Source organism: Paenibacillus sp. FSL P2-0136, from assembly GCF_037975325.1.
GTDB classification, from domain to species: domain Bacteria; phylum Bacillota; class Bacilli; order Paenibacillales; family Paenibacillaceae; genus Paenibacillus_AQ; species Paenibacillus_AQ silagei.
Map to the genome: position 1 here is coordinate 6,612,927 of NZ_CP150244.1, position 22,620 is coordinate 6,635,546.

At 51.5% G+C, this 22,620-nt stretch carries 15 protein-coding genes; 2 read left to right on the plus strand and 13 right to left on the minus strand.

What is annotated here, in order from left to right:
- Positions 1 to 127 precede the first annotated feature (127 nt).
- Complete coding sequence (locus tag NYE26_RS28230; RefSeq protein ID WP_339251769.1) at positions 128 to 4,888, plus strand: DUF5057 domain-containing protein; 4,761 nt, start codon at positions 128 to 130, stop codon at positions 4,886 to 4,888.
- An 86-nt stretch (positions 4,889 to 4,974) separates the two neighbouring features.
- On the opposite strand, the gene NYE26_RS28235 is transcribed toward NYE26_RS28230, so the two are convergent.
- Genes NYE26_RS28235 through NYE26_RS28245 form a run of 3 tightly spaced genes read right to left on the minus strand, consistent with a single transcriptional unit; the run spans position 4,975 to position 7,895 of the window.
- Positions 4,975 to 6,771, minus strand: coding sequence for a hypothetical protein (locus tag NYE26_RS28235; RefSeq protein ID WP_339251771.1), 1,797 nt, complete (start codon positions 6,769 to 6,771; stop codon positions 4,975 to 4,977).
- A 13-nt stretch (positions 6,772 to 6,784) separates the two neighbouring features.
- Positions 6,785 to 7,333, minus strand: coding sequence for a prepilin-type N-terminal cleavage/methylation domain-containing protein (locus NYE26_RS28240; protein WP_339251773.1), 549 nt, complete (start codon positions 7,331 to 7,333; stop codon positions 6,785 to 6,787).
- On the minus strand, positions 7,317 to 7,895 hold the full coding sequence (locus tag NYE26_RS28245) for a prepilin-type N-terminal cleavage/methylation domain-containing protein (protein WP_339251775.1): 579 nt from the start codon (positions 7,893 to 7,895) through the stop codon (positions 7,317 to 7,319). Before NYE26_RS28245 ends, NYE26_RS28240 begins: the two co-directional genes overlap by 17 nt.
- Before the next feature lie 218 nt (positions 7,896 to 8,113).
- Between NYE26_RS28245 and NYE26_RS28250 the strand changes: the two genes are divergently transcribed.
- A complete protein-coding gene (locus tag NYE26_RS28250; protein WP_339251777.1) occupies positions 8,114 to 8,899 on the plus strand; it encodes an alpha/beta hydrolase family protein in 786 nt (261 codons plus the stop codon).
- A gap of 107 nt (positions 8,900 to 9,006) precedes the next feature.
- On the opposite strand, the gene NYE26_RS28255 is transcribed toward NYE26_RS28250, so the two are convergent.
- The 10 genes from NYE26_RS28255 to prfB all read right to left on the minus strand — a co-directional run bounded on the left by NYE26_RS28255 (position 9,007) and on the right by prfB (position 22,358).
- Entirely contained in the window at positions 9,007 to 10,902 is a 1,896-nt protein-coding gene (locus NYE26_RS28255) for an AraC family transcriptional regulator (RefSeq protein ID WP_339251779.1), read from the minus strand.
- 224 nt (positions 10,903 to 11,126) lie between these two features.
- Positions 11,127 to 12,539, minus strand: a complete 1,413-nt coding sequence (argH, locus tag NYE26_RS28260) for an argininosuccinate lyase (protein ID WP_339251781.1) — start codon at positions 12,537 to 12,539, stop codon at positions 11,127 to 11,129.
- 90 nt (positions 12,540 to 12,629) lie between these two features.
- On the minus strand, positions 12,630 to 13,865 hold the full coding sequence (locus NYE26_RS28265) for an argininosuccinate synthase (RefSeq protein WP_209868392.1): 1,236 nt from the start codon (positions 13,863 to 13,865) through the stop codon (positions 12,630 to 12,632).
- 674 nt (positions 13,866 to 14,539) lie between these two features.
- On the minus strand, positions 14,540 to 15,508 hold the full coding sequence (argF, locus tag NYE26_RS28270; RefSeq protein ID WP_339251784.1) for an ornithine carbamoyltransferase: 969 nt from the start codon (positions 15,506 to 15,508) through the stop codon (positions 14,540 to 14,542).
- Positions 15,508 to 16,791, minus strand: coding sequence for an aspartate aminotransferase family protein (locus tag NYE26_RS28275; protein ID WP_339251786.1), 1,284 nt, complete (start codon positions 16,789 to 16,791; stop codon positions 15,508 to 15,510). The genes argF and NYE26_RS28275 overlap by 1 nt, the downstream gene beginning before the upstream one ends.
- A gap of 69 nt (positions 16,792 to 16,860) precedes the next feature.
- Positions 16,861 to 17,688 carry an acetylglutamate kinase gene (gene argB / locus NYE26_RS28280; protein ID WP_339251788.1) on the minus strand — a complete coding sequence of 276 codons (828 nt, stop codon included), beginning with the start codon at positions 17,686 to 17,688 and terminating at the stop codon, positions 16,861 to 16,863.
- A 71-nt stretch (positions 17,689 to 17,759) separates the two neighbouring features.
- Positions 17,760 to 18,992: a bifunctional ornithine acetyltransferase/N-acetylglutamate synthase gene (gene argJ / locus NYE26_RS28285; protein WP_339251790.1), complete on the minus strand. Its 1,233-nt coding sequence runs from the start codon at positions 18,990 to 18,992 to the stop codon at positions 17,760 to 17,762.
- 22 nt (positions 18,993 to 19,014) lie between these two features.
- A complete protein-coding gene (gene argC / locus NYE26_RS28290; protein WP_339257643.1) occupies positions 19,015 to 20,064 on the minus strand; it encodes an N-acetyl-gamma-glutamyl-phosphate reductase in 1,050 nt (349 codons plus the stop codon).
- A gap of 202 nt (positions 20,065 to 20,266) precedes the next feature.
- Complete coding sequence (locus tag NYE26_RS28295) at positions 20,267 to 21,151, minus strand: YitT family protein (protein ID WP_339251791.1); 885 nt, start codon at positions 21,149 to 21,151, stop codon at positions 20,267 to 20,269.
- Positions 21,152 to 21,223: 72 nt separating this feature from the next.
- Positions 21,224 to 22,358, minus strand: a protein-coding gene (gene prfB, locus NYE26_RS28300; protein WP_155991162.1) for a peptide chain release factor 2 whose coding sequence is annotated in 2 segments (ribosomal slippage) — positions 21,224 to 22,264 and positions 22,266 to 22,358 — 1,134 coding nt in all. Because the reading frame shifts where the segments join, the coding sequence is not laid out codon by codon here.
- Positions 22,359 to 22,620 lie beyond the last annotated feature (262 nt).

Below are 22,620 nucleotides of genomic sequence, written 5' to 3' on the forward strand. Positions count from 1 at the left end.
TAGAATGATATATAGCACATAACTGTTTTTTTTACAATTATGATTTCCAATTGTTAGACAATTTTAGCGAAAATTTTCGATAAATCTACCAACCAATTATTCCACTTCTTATCGGGGGAGATGCTGAATGAAATTATTCCGGCGGAGAACATGGTTTTATTTCTCAGGGGGGATATTCGTTGCGCTGCTAATCGCTTTAAGCATTCATTTTTTTGTTTTATCCGTTAATGCAGTTGATAATACATACACGATCCGTATTCTGGAGATCACAGATCCCACCAGTACTGCAAGCTTAGAACTGGATGCCAATGACAAGTACCCCTTGAGTGAACTCGATAGTCTTCAAGGGGTAGAAAGCATCGAGATTGATACAATGACTATGAAGCGCTTCGTATCTCTGCGTGATAATTGGGACGGCAAATATGATGCCATTTACATCGGCAAGGGGGCTTTTAGCAAAAATCTCGTAAACAGTAACAGCAATTCTACCCAAGACGAACGCAAGTCGGCACATAAGACTATCAATGTTGAGAATGATATTACACGCCTTAAGGCCCAAGAGATCACCGATTACTATATTAACAAAGGCTTGAATGTTATCCTTCGTGAAGAGACCTTCATTGAGCAGAAAGCAAAAGGTACTGAAGGTGTTCTATACGAAACGTTCAACCCTTACCGCACTTCGACCCGCCCCAATGTAGTTTTTCTGAAGAACAAGAATGAACTCGATACTTTTACAACCGGGATTAAGAACGAAAGCTGGCCGCAAATGTCGGCACTTAAACAACGGCCGAGACTAACCATTACTCACAAGCCGGACAGTTACAGCAAAGGCTCTACAACCTTATATCAAGCCGGAGATATCCTTGAATTTCCTATTAAACTCAACAATATCCCTGACTTAAGAACTAATACTGTACGCATCAAGCTTTATATAAATGTGGATTCCTCCCTGCCGATGACAGAGGAGACTGCGGTTGCCACCAAAGAAGTAACCTCAAGTACCGATACCTTAAGCTACACTTTACCTTCCACCTTCTCCGGGCCTCTGTATTGGAGAATGGAAGTAAGTACATTAAGTGGACTGAAGGATTTCGACACCGGCAATTTTCTCTACAAAGGCGTTAAGCGTGAGATTAAGGTGCTACAGATAATGCCTGCCGGCAAGACCGATAGTAACTTACTCAATACTAAAAACATGAAAGCAGCTTATCTGAAAAATCCTGATTACTACGAACTAATCATTACACCTCATGACATGACCTGGTTCAATAACTACATTGCGGAGCATACCAGTGCTGATGACAGAACCTCAGGACTTAACGGGAACTTTGACATGGTCGTATTTGGCTTCCTGGACATGTATGACCGGGCCACGACACCGATGCTATCCGAAGCGGCTGCCCGGGCAGTCAAGGCCTTCGCTGAGGAAACAAAGCAAAGTCTGATGCTGACGCACGATACCATTTTCCGTGAAAAGGATGCGCCTTACAAAGAAAGCGCCAATAACCTGAATTACTGGAGTTACTATTTCCATGACATGGTTGGACAAGCTCTGCCACGGACTTATCTGGGCGGTAATGCGATTTACCCGTCCACTAAAGTAGTGCCTGTCAACCAGGGGCTAATGACGCAATACCCATTCAACCTAGACAAGAGTGGAAGCAACTCCAGCCGTTATACCGTTGCTACGACACATGACCAGTTCTTCCCGCTTAACCTGGAACGGGCGGATGTCATCCCGTGGTACAACATCTCAGGTTCAGAACGGGATACGGATGATAGCTATAATCACTTTTATACCTATTCTGTCGGCAATATTACCTTCTCGGGAACGGGACACACTAGCACAGGCTTTCCGGACTGGGAGCAGATGTTATTCGTCAACACCATGTACCGTGCTTTCATCGGCGCCAACCACGCTCCGAAGATCACTGTGCATACACCGCAGAATATGAGCACCAAGCCTTCTTATCATGACAAGTTAACGGTCAGCTATTCAGCTACCGACCTGGATCTCAAGGATAATGAACTGATTACCGATATTACCGTCAGGAAATGGGTTGGCGACAAACAGACAGGTAACTATGTACAGGTTGATGCTATGAACAAGAAGACAATTCTATCCGGTGAGACTGTCACCCATACCTTTGATAATCCATTGCATGAGAACGGCGTACTTCAGATTGAAATTACGGCCAGGGACAAACAGGGTGCGCTAGATTCCAAGATCATTACAGTCAACGTGGAGAAGGTACAAGCGAATCTGTCTATTAGCAGGTCGTTATCCAAGGATAAGGTGGAGCGGGGAGAAACGTTTACGATCACGTATAAAATCATTCCAAAACCTATTCCAGCGCTTAGCTTAGATCTTGGCTCCAAGGAGCCGGTGATCTCCGATGTCCAATATTCCGAGGTTTTTCCGCCAAGCCTTAGGTTCAGTGATTTGGCCGCAGGAGCATTCACCCAGAGCGGTAATGAAGGCTCCGGTTACACGCTCACTAAGGAACTTGGAAAATTTAACTATCACCTGTCGCCGGACGGATTGACGTATGTGCCGGATGCTACTGATGGGATCAGCTTCGAGATTAAGGCCACCGCGACCGCCAAACAGGATTATACGCTGGATAATTCTAAGTTAAGTTACGTGGATCTGCATGCTGAGCAGGAAGAGCTGGCGACTGCAACACCAGGGATTACGGCTACTGCAACGGAAACTGCCCCCCCGGTTCCCGCAGCCAGCCAGACTCCGGCTCCGCCACAGGTGGTTAGAGTCCCTCCGCTTGGGGTAGCTAAGGATTTCAGCCTGTTCATCCGGGGGAACATTAACCGGACAGGCGGGATCGAAGGAACCATTGCTGCCGGAGGCAATGTGACTACCAGCGGCAGCGGCATTGCCAGCGCCTTCACAGGTGACCCGCGTACGCTTGACGCAATGGTTGTCGGGGGCAATCTCACTTTCAGTAACGACTCCGTCAACGGGAACGTAATTGTAGGGGGAACTGCATCAATTGCAAACAATGTGCACATCAAAGGGGAATTGAAGCAGGGGAACCCGATCGATTTTGCCGCAGAATTCAATTATCTGCAGCAGCAATCTGATGCGCTTGCCAACCTTCCTGACAATGGCCAGTCCAAACGCTATGATTGGGGCGAAACCTTGCTCAAGGGAACGCAAGCTACTAATATCTTCACAATTAACGGCCAGACCATCACCAATACCGTAGCAATTGATGTTCCCAAAGGATCGACCGTCATTCTGAATGTTACAGGTGCTAATGCCACCTTACAGAACACGTCCTTTGTATTCTGCTCCAGTAGCAAAACGATTGAGGATTACAAGTATAGTATGGATAGCTGCAAAGGTGCTGACAAATATTCCGGCAGTGAATTGGAGCATCAGCGCTCCAAGGTCATCTATAACTTTTACAATAAAACGAATGGTACCATCGATGCTGCAACCAGACTTAATATCAGCTCGATCGACATCGAAGGAACCGTTCTTGCCCCCCGGGCCGCCATTGAATTCAATAACGGAAGAGTCTATGGCAACATCATCGGTGCTTCGCTGAATGGCGGAGGGACTCCAATGAATGTCAGGTTCAGCGGAGAGACGGGGCTGCCGCAGCCTACCACACCTGCCGCCACACCAACTCTAGTACCAACATCAACACCTGTACCAACCGTTACTCCAACACCAAGCCCGACACCAGCACCGGTTCTGGAGAGAACAACGCTAGAATTTGCAGAATTAACCTTTACCGCATACGTCAAGATGACTGGTTTATCACTAGAGGGAGCGACAATCCGGATTAACACCGACCTGAACATGGACTTGCTGAAAAAAATCGTGCCTAATGATGCAAACACTCCAGCACTCAAATGGGAGTCTCTGAATCCCGGGATTGCTACCATCTCTGATACAGGTGTGGTGTGGGGAGCTGCACCTGGGGTAGCCACCATAAGACTTACGGCTGTTGATGCAGCAGATCGAACCTTCACAGCTAGTGCAGATGTTACCGTCAAAGCCCCAAAACTGAATATCAGCGGCCCGGCTTCTTCCTACGTAGGTACTCTTACAGACTACTTGGCCAGCTATGATACAGTAGACGATATCGTCCAACAATATGAGTGGGCCATTAAAGAGGGTAGCAACACCGCAGGGGCAATACTTACCGTTGACTCGGCCTTTCCTGTAAGGGATCATGCGTCACTCCTGGCACAGAAGTCCGGAAAAGTGACCCTGGTCGCCATCGCTAAGACCAAGGCATTTGAAGGAGGTACACCTCCACAGGAGGTGACGGTCGCCTTTACCAATCCAGTTCAGAAAATTGGCATAACTGGGCCAAATACAGTCAAAGTTAACGATAAAATCACTTTAAAAGTTGTTGTGCTTGATCCGTTGGAAGCAGACCCGGCCAAATATATTTGGACCATAGAGGGTGACGGCCGCAACTATGCAACAATTATTGATCTCCCAGATACCAGTACTATAGAGCTGGCAGGCGTGAAAATTACGGAACAAGACAAGCCGGTAATTTTGAAGGCCGCCCTGAAAGAAGCGCCTGCTGATAAGCCCGTTGAAGCTACTTACAAAGTAACTGTAGGGACCCGTCTGGAGGGTCTGCGTTTGACAGATCCTATAAACATCAGAGTAGGCACCGAGCTTAATTTATTTACTAAAGATCTTGATGTAGACCCTGCGTCCATGAAGCCTGAGATTAAGCTAGCATGGAGCAGTAGTAATACTGCTGTGGTCAGAATCACCCAAGAGGGAGTAATAATAGGCCTGCTTAAGGGCACCTCCCGAATTACAGCAACTTCTATAGAAAACCCCCAGATCCAAGTGACCGCTTTGGTGAATGTCATCAATGAAGACCGTTATTAAATAAACTTCAAAAGAAAACGGATGTCTCCCCTTTCGGAGATGACATCCGTTTTCTTTTTACTTCCTAGTATCCTAGGCATATTAAACTATTCTAACCTCAAATCTCCCACCCGAATATTAACAGCTTTGACGCGGGGAAGCCCCGCCTGCTGATCCGTAAATATCTGATCGTTGTAGATAGCCTTGAATCGGATTAAGCTATTATTGCCTTGTATGTTAATATCCGAGTCTCCACGGAGTGCTGTGCCGCGAACTGCATTAATCGTTAAATCCCCCTTGGCAAAGAACCCGCCTATAAGAGAAAACATAGACCCTACCCCGTACAACTGGGCATTAGAATCGGTATAAAAGAACGCAGCCAATGGAGCCGGTTCTGTATTATCAAAAGCTGCGAGCCGGTTAATTAAAATCTGCCCCTGAGACATCAAGACTAATTCTTTCCCATTCAGTCCTTCAATAAAAGCATCCTCTACAACTGTAGTGAAATCTTCTCCGCCGCTGGGGGCATTTGATTCCTTCAGAGCAAAAATAGTGGAGTCAAACCGTACTTTCCCTCTGATCTGAACTTTACCCGTAACCAAAATATTGGCACGTATGTCAATGGGAGTTAGACCACCATAATTATCAATAGTTAAATTACCGTCAATAATGTACCAGTAATGCTTGGCATCGGGATAAGCTGAGCTTGTCTTCTGCGTATAGTTGATCCCTGTCAGTTCCGTTCCATCTATGGTTAAGTCACCTGCATAAACAAGTGATTTCTTAGGATTAGTAAGAATATTAACCGCCTTATCATATTCCTCTCGGGACTGTATCCCTTCCTCTGTGGTATCTTCCGGATCTGGTTTAGGAGGCAGCACAGTATGATCAAATATAGCTTCATAATTGCTAGTAAGATAGGCCGCTAAACTGTGATTATTTATGTTATTGAGAATAGATTGTCTACTGGCACTGGTACCTACAGCCTCCTGAACCTTATCAATGAAAGAGGATTTAACATTCACCTCTACAAAGCTGCGGTGGCTTTTGATTTTTACTTTTTCTGCTGAAATAATACCTGCTTCTGTAACCTCATTTCCCGTCAATTCCCCCATCCTGTCATGCGCCTTATAAACGAGCTTGTTAAGGGATTGCACATGCGCCTCACCGACTAACTCGAAGGGTCTGGATACAAATGAGCCAGGATTCGAATATGTATAATTAGCAGTATCGCTGATTTCCAGCCTATTCCCTGCATAGATGTTCCCTTTAATATAAGGCGATCCATTGATTATCAGATTGTTCTCTGAGCCCAGAGTATACTTCAGAAAATCAGGATAGGTATCAACTACCACATTTTGTTTTAATTTGCGTACCACTCCATTAACCTCCGCTTGAGCTGTAAGAGTCACGGTGTAGCTAACGGACTGCCCCTGCTCAGTGGTGATAGGATCAGTAATATCTACTATGGTACCAATTGCTTTCCCCCCGTCGGACTGATGAAGGTCGGTGCTGGCAAATAGTGCACTAGGATTGCCAGTCTCCTCTGGGTTATTCATACTCTTGAGGTTACTCAAGAAGCCCTTAATTGCAGCATCCACCTCTGTTTGGCTCATATCTACACTCGCTGCTACTCTTTTATTCAAACTTGATGTAATGTAGGCCACTGCCTCGTCTAGTGTCTTCTCCGCCAGATGCAGGCTCTGGACATCGTTCTTACGCGTCTCTGTTCGCTGGGCGCCCCCAACAGCTGCTGAAAGTACACTTAGCCCCAAAATCGTTAGAAGCAGCACAATAAACATCACTAGCACCAGTGCTGATCCACGTTCTTCCCGGATGCGTCCGGCGAATCCCTTCCATTTCCCCGTGCTCTCATGATGCAGTGATGGTCCAGCTCCAGGCATGGGCAGCATCCTCCTAAAATCCAAATTTACTTTTCATTTCCATGGTGTAATCCCTGCCATCATACTTCTGAGCCAATTCGAGCGTAATCTCAATTAGTCCGCTATCACAAGGAGATGTACCAGTGCAAGATCTTCCGTCAGGTGTCGCCGAAGAAATGAGTGAACCTGTCAGGTCTGATTTCACTGCTGTCCGGGAGTCATTAGAAGGCGCATCCGTTTCAGCACCGATGACCAATTTCCCCTGAGTGAAAGCAATCTTAATCACTTCAAGCGTAGAGTCGGTATCGCTTTTTTTCTTTTTTAGCAAAATTCCGTCATTATCGATTGTTCTCTCTACCCGCTCAGGAGCAAATATGTATAACTCATTTATAATCGAAGACATAATGATGTCTGCTTCATCTCTAAGTGAATTCTCAATAGTTATCTTATGATAGCTGCGGAATCCAAACATAGTCACCATGGAGATCATGCCTACAACCATTGAAAATATAGTTATGGCGGCGATCAGCTCAATCAGTGTGAAGCCCTGCTGTGATTTTAGGCATTCAACGTATTTTCTCATCAGTAATATAACCCTCCACTACCGTGCTGGCTGTATTCGCATTCGGGCCGCCCGGGCCGGTGACCTCTATCTGTACAGGGATCAGATAAGGAGCCATTTCCTGTTTGCGGTTGTCTCCCCCTGTCAGCATGTCCCGATGCAAATCTGCCTGGTATGTTATGTTCACCTGATAGGGAATATTATTAATTACCGGATTCAGCACTTCAGGCAAAACCGATGAATTGATGAAATCTTCATTACTATACATACAAGAAGTACTTGTACACTGCTTAGCTTCAATACTAGGGTGTGCAGCGTTGGGATTTGTATCATTTACATTAAAATATTTGCTCATCGCCTCAAAATCCTGCTTCTCCATATAAAACAAAGCATTACGCGCCAGATTGACCATGATCGTCTTGTTCTGATTCGACTTGGAATAGGTCATGGCGTTGGTGAAATAGGAGGTCAGCACCAGGGACACTATCGACAAAATGACGATGGCGGCCAGCACCTCGATTAAGGTGAAGCCCGCTTCCTTGCTCCGCTCGCGGCTGCGGTTCCATGGGTCTTTCCAGGACATTATGTTCGCTCCCTATACTCTATTGAAATTCAAATTATGGGTTTATCCATGTCTTCAGTCCTGTGTCCTTGCATGTTTATATGAACCTTTCTACCTACTTCCATTATATTCTTTCTCCTCCGGCAGCAGCAATGCTTGCGGACAATAAATCTGGAGAAATCTACAGTTTATATCAGGTAGGGGCTGTGCTATCATGTGGGCAGAAAGGGGATACGCAAATGGCTTTGATTGAATGTAAATTTTATTCGGAGGTGCTAGGGCTCAGTACTTCGATGACTGTCATTCTGCCGCAGCAGACCACTACGCAGATCGGAATGAGTAATGTCTCCAAAGGGACCTTACACCCCACCCTGTACCTGCTGCACGGCTTGTCTGACGATGATTCGATCTGGCTGCGCCGGACCTCGATTGAGCGTTATGTAGCAGAGCTGGGCATCGCTGTTGTTATGCCGCAGGTCCACCGCAGCTTCTACACGGATATGGAGGCGGGCGGGAAGTACTGGACATTCATTAGTGAGGAGTTACCGGCACTTGCCCGTTCCTTCTTCCCTTTGTCGGCCAAGCGCGAGGATAACTTCGTGGCGGGATTGTCGATGGGCGGTTATGGGGCAATGAAGCTGGGACTGCGCAAGCCGCAGGACTGGGCCGCAGCAGCGAGTCTGTCCGGGGCACTCGATATGGCACACAATTTCTTGAACTTTGAAGATCCATCGCAGAGAACCAAGGATTATTTGCAGATTTTTGGGGACAAAGACATTGCTGGTTCTCCGGAAGATCTGCTATGGCTGCTAGAGGAAGTGAACCGCTCCAAAGGGCCGAAGCCGCTGCTCTATCAGTGCTGTGGAACCGAGGATTTCCTGTATGAGGATAATCAGGTCTTCCGTAAGGCCTGCTCCAAGACCAAGCTGTCTCTGACCTACGAGGAAGGGCCGGGCGAGCATGAGTGGGGATACTGGGATACCAAGATCCGCGATGTGCTGAAGTGGCTGCCGCTGGGGAAGTAGAGATTGTGATATTGTAAGCGGTATCGAATGAACCCTGGGCATTATATTTTCAAAAAAAGGGATCTGGACAATTCATCCAGCGCCCTTTTTTATGGTCACCCGCGTAATTACGTACTGCTCCCTGCCAGCAGGTTAACGATGATGTCCATTTGTTGTTCTACCGAAATCGGATCACTGAACAGGAATTGATTGAAGTCAATATTGTAGATTTTGCCCGCTTTCCCTGCCGGTGAATTCTGAATGAGCTTATCCACTTTCTTCAGCTCTGCCTCCGCCCCTTCATTCACTGCGAGAATTAGCCGGTCACCGATGAAGTCAGGAATGACCTCGCTGGAGATCTCCCAGGTCTCTCCGTGAATGACCTCTTTCTCCACCTTTTCGGTCGGCTTCAGGCCCAGATATTTATACACGATGTTGCCGCCCAGATTGGTATCCCCGTAAATGAAGACGGCACCGGAACGCACATTTAGAATGGAGAAGGTTTCGTCCGGTTCGATGTAGGGAGCGATTTTTTCTTTGGACTCTTTTATTTTTGCTGCAAAATCCTTGTTCCACTGCTTCGCTTCCGTCTGCTTGCCCAGAATATCCCCGAACATTTCGACATCCTTGACCGGATCATTATACTGCTCCACTACAAGGGTTGGTGCAATCTGGCTCAGCGCCTCGTATCCTCCTTCGACCACCTCCGCGAACGGGGCTGTTGTAATAATCAGATCAGGCGCAAGCGACAGGATCTTCTCCGCATCAGGCGTAGAACCTACATCTTCAATATCCGACACATCGCTTAACAGCGGATTGTTCAGAATGAAGGTTGTTGCTCCCACCGGCTTCACTCCAAGCGCCATCAATTCCCCCAGATGAAAAAGACTGACGACCCGCTGAGGCTTCACGGGAATCTCGGTCTCCCCCTTCAAATGCTTGTAAATACGTGTATTTGCGGCCTCGCTGTCTACAGCCGTACTGGTGGGAATAGGCTCAGAGGCTGCCTTTCCAGTGTTGTTGCCTGTCTGACATGCACTTAGAAATATGGCTGAACATAACAGCAGCGCAGCCCCTAAGGCCGGTCTTGAAAATCTGAACATCGATGTGTCCCCTTCCTCATTTAACTGATAATAATTCTCATTATCATTATGAGAAACAGGCTTACCAGATACAATAGACGATTTCAGCAGATGTAATGGATTATTCTGAACGGTATGCTTGTTATTCTCCCGGAATCGCTGCGGCGAGCAGCCGGTATGCTTTTTGAACAAACGGCTGAAATAATAGACATCGGCATAACCCACACTGCCTGCGATTTCCTGAATTCGGGCATTGGATTGCAGCAGCAGCTGCTTGGATCTGCGGATTCGTACATGGATCAGATAATCGATAGGACCGAACCCAAGCTGACTCTTGAACATGCGGAACAAGTAGCTCGTACTGCAGCTGCACATTCCGGCCAATACCTCTGCGGTAATCGGCTCACTGTAATGCTCATGAATATAGTGAATGGCTTCAGTGACTACACCCGGTCTGCTGGTCCCCTGAGCCGAGGAGTGAATTTGCCGCATAACCTCATATACAAATTGATGAAAAACCGTCTGTGCCTCCAGCTTCTCCAGCGGGGCGGTATGCTGCCACAGACGATCCATTGCCTGGCACTTCTCCTGCAAGGGCAGCAGTGTATAGGGAGTGAAGGCATACGGCATATTGAAGCTCTCCTGGTCCTCTGGAAATAGACTGTCGGCTTGATAGCGAATGAAATAACAGACAAACTCGTTGTCCAGCGGCATCAGCCCGAGCTCCGTTTCCTTGCCGCCATGCAGAAGAGGCGCAGACCGGGTGGAATAGACCGTCCCCGATAGACTTACAGTCGCCTCGCCCTGCACGCTCAGCAGGAAAAAACCCGTAGCCGCCACATCATGCTCAGGCACCGTTCCTGCTTGCGCAGCGAATAATTGAACCTCCAGCAGCCTGACCGTAGTACGGCTCCAGCATTCAATATGGGCTTCCCAATCCATACCTTCCCCCCTGCTCTGTATTGCAAGTGGAAACGGCTTCGCCGTCCTTTTAAAGGATGGTACCGTTTCAGCGAGAAATATAAAAATAATTTATCACGTGAAACATATAAATTCTATGTTTTAAAAAAGACTGCCCTTCTGCAGCTTGCGCTGCAAATGACAGTCTCTAATGCCTTCAGCAATCCTCTGCCTCTAGCGGGCAGTGCAGACGACCTGCATATAGGTTAGACGGCTCCACCATGCTGCTTCACCCATTCACCCGCAGCTGTCAGGTCCGCTTCGGCCCGCCCGATGGCGGCCTGCACCTGAACCGTGGCGGTACCGCCGTAGACATTACGGGCGTTCACCACGGCCTCCGGCTGGAGCACCGCATAGATCTGATCGTCGAACAGCGGCGAGAACTGCTTGAATTCGTCCAGCGTCAGATCCAGCAGGAACTTGCCCTCGTTGATGCAATACAGGACGGTCTTGCCGATCACCTCATGCGCCTGACGGAACGGCAGGCCTTTGCCCACCAGGAAGTCGGCGATATCGGTCGCGTTGGAGAAGTCCGTGTTCACCGCTTCACGCATCCGCTCCTTGTTCACCTTCATGGTGGAGATCATCGGTGCGAACAGCTGCAAGGCCCCTGTAAGGGTAGCTACAGTATCGAACATGCCTTCTTTATCTTCCTGCATGTCCTTGTTATAGGCCAGCGGCAGCGACTTCAGCACGGTCAGCAGTCCGATCAGGTTGCCGTAGACACGGCCTGTCTTACCGCGTACCAGCTCCGGCACATCCGGGTTCTTCTTCTGCGGCATGATGCTGCTGCCGGTGCAGAAGGCATCATCCAGCTCCACGAAGCTGAATTCGGTGCTGCTCCACAGCACCAGCTCTTCGCTGAGCCTGGACAGGTGAGTCATAACGAGCGATGCATTCGCCAGGAACTCCACGATGAAGTCGCGGTCACTGACCGCATCCAGACTGTTCTCATAGACCCCGTCAAAACCAAGCTGCTCGGCCACAAAGTGGCGGTCAATCGGGAACGTCGTTCCCGCCAGCGCCCCGGCACCCAGCGGCAGTACGTTAATCCGCTTGTAGCTGTCGGTCAGGCGCTCCGCATCGCGGCGGAACATCGACACGTAGGCGAGCAGATGATGCGCGAACAGAATCGGCTGTGCCCGCTGCAGGTGTGTGTATCCTGGAACGATGGTCTCCAGGTTATCCTTGGCCTGCCCGATCAGTGCGCCCTGCAGCTCATGCAGCAGCGCGACTAGCTCCACCACGCGGTTACGCAGGTAGAGGTGCATATCTGTCGCCACCTGATCGTTGCGGCTGCGGCCGGTGTGCAGCTTGCCGCCGACCGGGCCGATCTCTTCGATCAGGTTCTTTTCAATATTCATGTGGATGTCTTCATCGGCAACCGAGAATACAATCTCCCCCGCACGCACCTTGTCCAGCACCTTATTCAGCCCGGCCTTGATCGTCTCCACATCTTCCTGCGGCAGAATTCCGCATTTGCCCAGCATCGTGACATGGGCCAGACTGCCCTGCACATCCTCTTCCGCCAGCACTTTATCGAACTCGATAGAAGCCGTATATTCCTCTACCAGCTTGTTCGTTCCTTTGGTAAAACGTCCGCCCCACAGCTTGCTCACCTGTTGTTCCTCCTCGATAGACGTTAGAAGGGCCGCCCCTGTCCGGTTGGGAGGAACGGCCTTCTTGTGTCCGCTTTTATATGCTGCTACTTATTTATTGGATTCTGCTACGCCCGCCGATACCTTCAGACGCAGGGCATTCAGACGGATGAAGCCGGTCGCATCGCCCTGGTCGTAGGCCTGGGTAGGATCTGCCTCCATAGTGGCGATATCCGGGTTGTACAGGCTGACCGGACTTTTCACTCCGGCGCCGATGATGTTGCCCTTGTAGAGCTTCACGCGTACCGTACCGGTCACATTCTTCTGGCTCTCCTTCACCAGGGCCTGCATTGCAATCCGCTCCGGTGCGAACCAGAAGCCGTTATACACCAGCGTGCTGTAACGGGTGATCAAGCTGTCACGCAGGTTCATCACTTCACGGTCCATGGTGATCGATTCCATTTTGCGGTGAGCGGTGAACAAAATCGTTCCGCCCGGAGTCTCATACACGCCGCGGCTCTTCATGCCGACAAAACGGTTCTCGACCATATCCACGCGTCCAATCCCATGCTTGCCGCCCAGCTCATTGAGTTTCTCCATGACTTGCAGCGGGGACAACGCCTCACCGTTCAGCGCTACGCAGTCGCCCTTGAGGAAGTCCAGTTCCAGGTACTCGGCTTCATCCGGAGCATCCTCTGGAGCATTCGAGAGCAGGAACATCTCCTTGTTCTCCGGTGCGCTTGGATCGAACCACGGATCTTCCAGCACGCCACTCTCATAGCTGATATGCAGCAGATTGCGGTCCATCGAGTACGGCTTAGCCGCTGAGGCTTGTACCGGAATACCGTTGGCTTCGGCGTAAGCGATCATCTCCGCACGGCCCGGGAACTGGTTGCGGAACTCTTCCAGACGCCAAGGCGCAATTACCTTAATGCTCGGTGACAATGCAGCGGCATTAAGTTCAAAACGCACCTGGTCATTCCCTTTACCTGTAGCTCCATGGGCAATGGCTGTAGCGCCTTCGGCGATAGCGATATCCACCATGCGCTTGGCGATCAGTGGACGGGCAATGCTGGTGCCCAGCAGATATTGTCCCTCATAGAGTGCGCCCGCCTGGAACATCGGGTAGATGAAGTCATTCGCGAACTCGTCGCGCAGATCATCGATGTAGACTTTGGACGCGCCGGTGGCGAGGGCTTTCTCCTCCAGGCCGTCCAGTTCTTCTTTTTGACCGATATCGGCTGTAAAAGCAATAATCTCCGCATCATACGTTTCTTTCAGCCATTTCAGAATGACTGAGGTATCCAGCCCGCCGGAATAGGCGAGTACAATTTTTTCTTTTGGCATGGGGGTTTAGCTTCCTTTCGGTGTGGAGGGTGATTATAAGATCAACTTCAAGCTTTGCGTATAGACATCCGGTGCTTGGACGCAGCTGCATGAAATGTTTGGACTTCCGGCCGCTGTTGTCTACAGATTTCTTGAATTTATACCGCTGTACGCAGTTGAAATCCGTAGACTGCTGATGCTTCCGAAGCGAGCTTTCCTGCGGAAAGCTTTCAGGCGGACGCTGACGCTCCTACAGTTCCAAACTTTCACTTCGCTGCTATGCACCGGAAATCCAACGCTCCGTACCTAAGTTTATCTTATATATGTGTTGTGTATATATAATTAAATTACTTCAACCCAACTCTTGCTGAGGGTTGGCTGTGCCCGATTAAGGTGCCCTGGGTGGACTTAATTGCAATCTGTACAACTAAATTGGCTGATATAACACCGAATGTGCGTTTAGATGTAGTTCGTGCAATTAAAATGCCTCTATACCTGAATTCTCGCCCATTCGGGCAGATTTTGTTGTACAGACTACAGTTAGAAGAGAAAACTCTTACTTTTCACTGTTTTTAATTGCACATAATACACTTATCTCTGAAAGTCCGCTTCGAACGTCAACTTCATACATTAGCGCATTTGTGGAATGAACTCATATCTGGCCTCCTGATGGCTCTGCTAGGCTACATCTGCATCTAGCCCATCAAAGCCGCCATAAGCGCCTTCTGCGCATGCAGGCGGTTCTCCGCCTGATCGAAGATCACGGAGTTCGGGCCGTCGATGACGCCGGTGCTTACCTCTTCCTCACGGTGGGCGGGCAGGCAGTGCAGGAACAGATAATCGCTCTTCGCGCCTTTCACCAGCTCCTCGTTGACCTGATAGTCCTTGAACGCCGCTTCACGCGCCAGCTGCTCGGCCTCGAAGCCCATGCTTGCCCAGACATCCGTATAGATCACGTCCGCGTCCTGTACCGCCTCCTGCGGGCTGCGGGTCACAGTGATGACCGAGCCTGTCTCCTTGGCGATCTCACGCGCCTCGGCCACGACAGCCTCATCCGGCTCGTAGCCTTCCGGTCCGGCAACCGCGACATGCACACCCAGCTTCGCGCCGCCGATCAGCAGTGAATGAGCCATATTATTGCCGTCGCCGATATACGCCAGCTTCAGTCCCTTCAGCTTGCCCTTGTGCTCGTATACAGTCTGGTAGTCTGCCAGCACCTGGCAGGGATGCGCAAGATCGCTGAGGCCGTTGATTACAGGCACTGAGGCATACCGCGCCAAATCTTCCACTTTATCATGGCCGAACGTACGGATCATGATACCGTCCAGATAACGCGACATGACCTGGGCGGTATCACCAACCGTCTCGCCGCGGCCCAGCTGAATATCATTTTTGCTTAGGAACAGTGCATGTCCGCCCAGCTGATACATCCCCACTTCGAACGACACCCGTGTGCGGGTAGAGGATTTCTCGAATATAAGGCCGATCGTCTTCCCCAGCAACGGCTGGTAGACCTCACCGTTCTTCTGCTTGCGCTTCAGCTCAATCGCGAGGTCAATCAAATACGTGATTTCCTCCGGGCTGTAATCATTCAGCTCCAGCAAATCACGGCCTTTGAGCTGTGCGGCAATCGTCTCTGTTACGCCTGGTGTACCGTGACTCATCAATTTGCCTCCCCGTTTACTTTGTTAGCATAAGTATGAATTAGTTCCGATAGGATGTCCACCGCCCGATCAATTTCATCGGTGCTGACATACAGATTAGGCAGCAGCCGGATCACATCCGGACCAGCCTGAACGAACAGCAGTCCGCGCTTCTGTCCGGCGAGAACGATCTCGGCTACCGGCTCCTGGCACTCGATGCCGATCAGCAGGCCTTTGCCGCGAATCTCCTTCACAAAAGAAGTGTCCGCCAGCTTCGCTCTAAGCTGTCCGCTTAAGTATTCGCCCATCTCCGCCGCCCGCTCGGGCAGCTTATCTTCGAGCATGGTCTCAATGGTTGCTTCCATCACCGCTGCCGCCAGCGGGGTGCCGCCGAAGGTACTGGCGTGGCTGCCCGGGCTGAAGGCCTCGCGCAGATAGCCTTTACCGAGCATCACACCGGCCGGGAAGCCGCTCGCCACACCTTTGGCCAAGGTGAAGATGTCCGGCTCAATGCCGTAATGCTGATGAGCGAACAACTTGCCTGTACGGCCCATGCCGGTCTGCACTTCATCCACAATCAGCAGTAATCCGTGCTCCTTGCACAGTGCTACAACAGCATCCAAGAACTCCTGCTGTACCTCAAGCACACCGCCCTCGGCAAGCACCATCTCCAGCATAATCGCTGCCGTATGCTCCGTAATGGCGGCTTTCAGCGCCTCCAGATCGTGCAGTGGCACTGTCTTGAAGCCCGCCGGAAGCGGCAGGAAGCCTTCCTTGACCTTTGCCTGCCCAGTGGCTGTCAGAGTAGCCAGTGTACGGCCATGGAACGATTGCTCGAAGGTAATCACTTCATAGCGGTCCGTCCCCTTCACTTTCTGGTGATACCGGCGCGCCAGCTTGATGGCCGCTTCATTCGCTTCCGCTCCGCTGTTGCAGAAGAAAACCTGATCCGCACAGCTATTCTCTGTCAGCAGCGCAGCTACCCGGTCCTGGCCTGGAATGTGGAACAGGTTCGAGACATGCCACAGCGTATCAATCTGCTCCTTGAGCTTCGCACCGACCTTCTCCGGCGCATGGCCCAGACTCGTTACCGCAAGTCCGCACATGAAGTCCAGATACTTGTTACCCTGCTCATCCCATACCCAGCTGCCCTTGCCTTTGACCAGACTGAGGTCATATCTGGCGTAAGACGGGAATACCGCACTCAGCTTGGCAGGAGCGGCCCCCTGCCCGTCCGTTCCCGCTGAACGTTCCTGCAGCGCCCCTGTCAAAGAATTCTTGTCCGTTTGCGTAAGCTCACTCATTCTTAGTCACTCTCCCACCATGCTGCTGCCGGCTCCCCGTCAGCGCGTCTTATTATTCTTCCAGCCTATCTATGCTCTTACAATCCGCGTGCCCAGCGCTTCGCCCTTCAGCACCCGGCTGAGTACACGCGGCTCTTTGCCGTCTACAATAATAACCTCGGACACCTGGCCCTGGATGCAGTCCATCGCGGCACACACCTTGGGAATCATTCCGCCGTAGATTTCGCCGTTCTCAATCAGTGCTTCGATCTGTGCCACCGTTACGGACGGAAGCACCACCTTCTCCCCGTCCACCGTCCGCATAATGCCCGGCACATCCGTAACCACGATCATACTCGGTGACCCTATATAAGAAGCCACCGCTCCGGCAGCGGTATCCGCATTGATGTTATACCGCTGTCCTTCGCCGTCTACACCGACAGGTGCGATCACCGGAATATAGCCCATCGCGAGGATACCCGTCACAATCTCCGCTCGAACACCGGTCACTTCACCCACCAGACCCACTTCATCGTGATTGGCCACCGGGTGCGCCATGATCAGGTTGCCGTCAACGCCCGACAACCCGAGTGCCTGCCCCCCGCTGGCCTGAATTCGGCGGACAATCGCCTTGTTGATGCTGCCGGCCAGGGTCATCTCAACCACATCCAGCACCTCTTCTGTCGTTACCCGCAGGCCGTTCACGAAGCGGCTCTCAATACCGAGCTTCTCCAGATTGCCGGAGATCGCCGGGCCGCCGCCATGCACGATTACAGGCTGAATCCCGCTGACCTGAAGCTCCCGCAGATCCTCGAAGAATGAATCCGGCAGCGCCGCCAGCGTACTCCCTCCGCATTTCATTACGAACAGCCCGGCGGCCCCCGCCTGCGCCTGAGGCTCTATCGGTTCTATTGTCATCTCCTTGCCCCCTGTACGTAAAAGCTTAGTCGGCTTTCGGCCGCTGTTGTAATCCGGTGAAACTATCTGCACTACGTACGGTAGGCCGCGTTAATCCGCACATAGTCATAAGTCAGGTCACAGCCCCAGGCTGTAGCCTGACCGCTGCCGTCCGACAAGGTTACCGTGATCAGCACGGTATCGCTTTTTTGCAGATAATGCAGTGCCTGCTCCTCATCAAAAGCCACCGGACGTGATCCGCGCAGCACCTCGATCTCACCCAGCTTAATATCTACCCGCTCCGGCGATACCGGAACGCCCGCGCGCCCTACAGCCGCGATAATCCGCCCCCAGTTGGCATCCGCGCCGAAGATCGCCGACTTCACCAGGCTTGAGCCGACCACGGTCTTGGCAATTGCCGCCGCAGCCTCATCATGCACCGCCCCGTTCACCTGCACCTCAATCAGCTTCGTGGCCCCTTCGCCGTCACGGGCAATCGCCATGGCCAGACTCTGGCACACATGGGTGAACGCCGCTGCAAAAGCCTCCCAGTCCGCATGCAGACGCGTCAGCTTCTCATTACCGGCAAGACCGCTGGCCATAGTGACCAGCATATCGTTCGTACTGGTGTCACCATCAACGGTAATCATATTAAAAGTAGTGTTCGTCGCGCTTCGCAGCAGACTAAGCAGATCCTCGCCGTCAATGAGCACATCGGTGGTCATGAAGCCCAGCATCGTCGCCATATTCGGGTGAATCATCCCGGAACCCTTCGCCGCTCCGGCAATCGTAACCTCAGTACCGCCTACCGTTACTTTTACGCAGCTTTCTTTTTTGACCAGATCGGTGGTCAGAATCGCCTGGCTGAATTCCTCCGCACCGGCAGCGCCCGCGTCCAGCTTCTCCGGCAGTCCGGCAATCCCGCTGCGCACACAGTCCATCTTCAGCAGTTCCCCGATTACTCCCGTGGAAGCGACAGCAACATCCAGCTCATTCACGCCCAAATAACGGGCAGCAGCCGCACGCATCTCATATGCATCCGCCTCGCCCTGGTCCCCTGTACAGGCATTGGCATTGCCGCTGTTCACGATCACCGCCTGCAGCGTTCCGTCCGCCAGACTCTCCCGCGTAACCTTCAGCGGAGCCGCCTGAAACACATTGGTCGTATACACCGCAGCCGCCGTAGCAGGCACCTCACAGAGAATTACGCCGAGGTCATTACGCTCAGTTTTTTTGAGACCGCAGTGCAGGCCACCGGAGGTGAAGCCCTTAGGTGCAGTAATACTTCCGCCTTCTACGACGGTATATAGTGGTTGCTCACTCATGATATTGTTTGACCGCTTGCGCTTATGGATACACTGGTGTGTAACCAAGCCCGCGGGTTTCCTCCCATCCCATCATCAAATTGAGGTTCTGAATCGCTTGCCCTGCGGCGCCCTTAACGATATTGTCGATGACCGACACAATGGTAACCCGTCCGGTACGCGCATCTGTGGCGAAGCCGATATCGCAGTAATTCGATCCGCTGACTTCCTTCGTCGCCGGAACCACGCCGGGCTCACGCACCCGCACATACGGTCTGCCTGCATAATATTTACGATATAAATCTACGAGTTCCTGTTCACTATGTTCACCATTCAGTCCGGCATACATCGTAGTCATAATCCCCCGGGTCATCGGCACCAGATGGGTAGTGAAGGTTACTGTAACTTTCTCCCCGGCAATATCGGTAAGCACCTGTTCAATTTCCGGGATATGCTGATGTTTGTTGATTTTGTAAGCTTTGAAGTTCTCATTCATCTCGGCAAAATGCACCATCAGGCTAGTTCCCCGCCCTGCCCCGGACACCCCGGATTTCGCATCAATAATGATGCTGTCCGGCTTGATCCAGCCTGCCTCCAGCGCCGGAATCAGCCCCAGCAGCGTAGCTGTCGGGTAACATCCCGGATTCGAGATGAAATCCACTCCAGCCGCACGTTCGCCGTACACCTCGCATAACCCGTATACCGCCTGCTCCAGATACGCTGCCGGAGGAGCCGGATGCTTATACCACTGCTCATACTCCGCGCCATCCTTCAACCGGAAGTCCCCCGACAGATCGACAACCTTGAGTCCTGCTTCAAGCAGCCCGGGCACCAGCTTCGCACTCACTCCGGAAGGGGTAGCAGTGAATACAACATCCGCTCTGCTTGCAATCTCTGCTGCATCTACACCATCCAGCTTACGCTGCACCACTCCCGTGAGATGCGGAAAACCCTCCTCAATCGGCGCACCCGCACTCGAAGAGGAAATCACTGAAGTAATCTCTATATCAGGGTGTCCCTGCAGCAGCCTGATCAGCTCCACGCCCCCATAACCCGTTGATCCGACAATCGCCGCTCTCAGCTTGTCTGTCACTGTCATCCCCGCTTCCCGTTTCTCATTTCTATCATTATCGCTCATGCATAACCGTCCTGCAAATATGTATTATTATACGACCGAATTAATATAAATACAACACGTTGCGTTAACTTTATTCAGCTGGCGCACAAGAAGAAACGCAGGGTTATCCTATTCGCTACAGTATATCAAAAGAAGCGCAGAGCCCCCTTAAGGGAGTCTACGCTTCTCTTTTGAACCCTTCGCCCAGCACCTCATGAGCCTCGGTAATAATCACAAATGCAGCCGGGTCCACCGAGCGGACGATCGCCTTGAGCCTGGTAATTTCATTCTGGCCTACCACGACCATCAGCACCGTACGATTGTCACCGGTATAGCCGCCTTGCGCATTCAGCTTGGTAAGCCCGCGGTCCAGATCATTCAGAATCGCCTGCGAGATGTCCTCTGTGTGATCCGAGATGATATACGCCACCTTCGTGGTGCTGAAGCCCACCTCCAGCGCGTTGATCACCCGGCCGGTGACGAACAGCCCGATCAGTGCATACATCGCCTGCTCCATTCCCAGCACAAAAGCCGCCAAGGTAATCACCGTACCATCCAGCAGCACGACAGACAGCGAGAAGCTGAAGCCGGTTAGCTTTTGAATAATCTGTGCCGCAATGGTCAGTCCGCCCGTAGAGCCGCGCCCCCGGAAGACGAGGCCCAGACCGAGACCCACACCAATTCCTCCATAGATAGAGGCCAGGAGCGGATTCGTGGTCGGCACAGGCCCGTCCTTCGTCAGGAAGATAAACAGCGGCAGCACAAAGCTGCCCAGCAGAGAGCGGATGCCATACTGTTTGCCGAGAAAGATCACGCCGAGAATGAAGAGCGGAATATTAAGCGCCCACTGGGTAAAAGCAGGCTCTGCCCCAAACCAGGCCTCAGCCAGCACCGACAGCCCCGACACCCCGCCGGATGCAATCCGGTTCGGGAGGAAGAACAGGTTGAACGCCAGCCCGGTGATCAGCGAGCCGATCAGAATAAGCGCAATGTCCACCGTATGACGCAGCGGTCCGTTCAAGGGAATGAGCGGAGGTTTGTTGCGTGAATTGATTTTTTGCATGGTTGGCCGGACTCCTTTATGTTCAGACAAAAATTCCTACACCTCCGAAGACGCGTAGGAATTTGATTACTTTTATTCAGCTTCCGTCTTGATCTGGCTCCGCAGATACCCGTCAATGAACCCGTCCAGATCGCCGTCCATTACCGCTCCAACATTGCCTGTCTCTACAGAGGTGCGGTGATCCTTCACCATGCTGTAAGGATGGAATACGTAGGAACGAATCTGGCTGCCCCAGGCAATCTCGGATTGTTCCCCGCGGATCTCGTCCAGATGTGCCTGCTGCTCCTGAATTTTGCGCTCATAGAGCTTGGAACGCAGCATCTTCATTGCCTGCTCCCGGTTCTTGATCTGTGAACGCTCATTCTGACAGGTGACCACCACGCCGGTTGGCATATGCGTAATCCGCACCGCTGAGTCGGTAGTATTGATGTGCTGACCGCCCGCTCCGCTGGCCCGGTACGTATCAATCTTCAGGTCTTCCGTACGGATATCCACCTCGACGTCGTCAGCAATCTCCGGTACCACATCGCAGGATACGAAGGAGGTATGCCGTCTGCCTGAGGAGTCAAAAGGCGAAATGCGCACCAGCCGGTGAACGCCCTTCTCTGCCTTAAGGTACCCATATACATTGTGGCCCTTAATTAACAAAGTTACACTCTTGATTCCCGCTTCATCGCCCGGAAGATAATCCAGCACATCTACCTTGAAGCCCCGCTTCTCCGCCCAGCGTGTGTACATGCGCAGCAGCATTTGGCCCCAGTCCTGAGACTCGGTACCGCCTGCCCCCGGATGGAGCTCCAGAATGGCATTCAGCTTATCGTAAGGCTGATTGAGCAGCAGCTGCAGCTCGAACTCATCCACTCGGGCACTTATACTGCGGATCGTTCCAGCTATCTCTTCAGCCAGTGCGTCGTCGCCTTCGTCATCGGCCAGCTCCGCCATCATGGCAGCATCGTCATAATCCTGCTGGAGCTTCTCAAATTGATCAACCACCGACTTCACGGCATTCATCTCGCCAATCACGCTCTGTGCCTGATCGGGATCATCCCAGAACCCGGGAGCCGCCATCTTCTCTTCGAAGTTCGCTATCATCTCCAGCTTCAGGTCTAAGTCAAAGTGACCCCCTAAGGTTGGTTAATTTCTTGCCCATTTCACGCAGGTCCTGCTTCACATTAGGATCGATCAATTGGATCACATCACCTTTCATAATTGAATATTTCGCCGGGCTGCCGGTTTAGATGTTTGGCGGATAGGCGACGCAGCTTCTGATCGCTGCTTCATCGCTCTTAAGAAATGCCTGTCGGTGTACACCGTAACTGCGGGAAATGTTTGGACTTCCGGCCGCTGTTAGGATTGAATTTCCTTATTCAAACTGCTCATCGCAGTAGAAATTCAATCCTAAAGGCGGACGCTGACGCTCCTCCAGTTCCAAACTTCCCCTCCGTCACTTCCACCTCAATTGCAGTTCT